General features: G+C 46.4%; 1 protein-coding gene. It reads right to left on the bottom strand.

The annotated features are described in order from the left end of the window. The coding region (locus R7O13_RS25255) for a bifunctional diguanylate cyclase/phosphodiesterase (RefSeq protein WP_318304993.1) at positions 1-884 on the bottom strand (884 nt) is incomplete at both ends.

Genomic DNA, 884 nt, shown 5'->3' with positions numbered 1-884 from the left:
TCACGTGTACGGGCAACTTAATGCCTTTTTCGATAAAGGTTTTGAGATCTTTTTCTACCTGGCCCAATACCCACATGGTGATGTTGTGGACTTGGTTGCTGCGCTCCGCGATAGGGATAAAGTCGTTGGGTGAGATAGTTTTCCCGTTTTCATCGTGCCAACGGATCACTGCCTCGAATCCGACAGCTAAATTGGTGTTCGCATCAATCAAGGGTTGGTAGTACAACTGAAACTCTTCTTTCTCTAACGCGCATTGAATGCGAGAGGAAATTTCAAGCTGGTACTTAGCACCCACGTTCATATCATCATGATAAAACGCGAATAAATTGCCGTTACGTTTGGCGTGGTACATGGCAATGTCGGCATGTTTAATCAAAAGATCATTTGAGATCGCGTCGTAAGGATAGGGGCGTATCCCAAACACGACACGTGGAGATACTTGGAACTCATCTAGGTGAAAGCGTGCAGAGAGGGCGCAATCTAGGCTTTCGATAAGTTCTGTGCCCGTTTTTTCACAGGCGGAAGAGGTGAGAATGACAAATTCATCGCCCCCCACACGGAAGATCTTGTCGCTCCCTTTGAGCTTGTCTTGCAATCGTTGACCAATCTGAATCAGTAACTGGTCTCCGCAGAAGTGTCCCATCGCATCGTTCACTTGTTTAAAGTTCACTACGTCAAACAGAATGACAGAGAAAGGGTCACCAGATTGTATTCTGTCATCAATCAGTTCGAAGCAATACTTGCGATTGGGAAGCCCTGTCAGGGAGTCATGAACCGCATTTCGTTTTTCTCGCGCCGCGACGCTGTGTAGCTCTAAGGTGGAATCGTTGCTCCACTTGATGACTAAAACGACAAAAATACTGCCACCGAATAAGAGCAAAGAA

It is taken from the genome of Vibrio sp. Y176, from assembly GCF_033438945.1.
The sequence above is the reverse complement of the archived record's forward strand: the minus strand, read 5'-3'. Positions and strand labels throughout refer to the sequence as shown.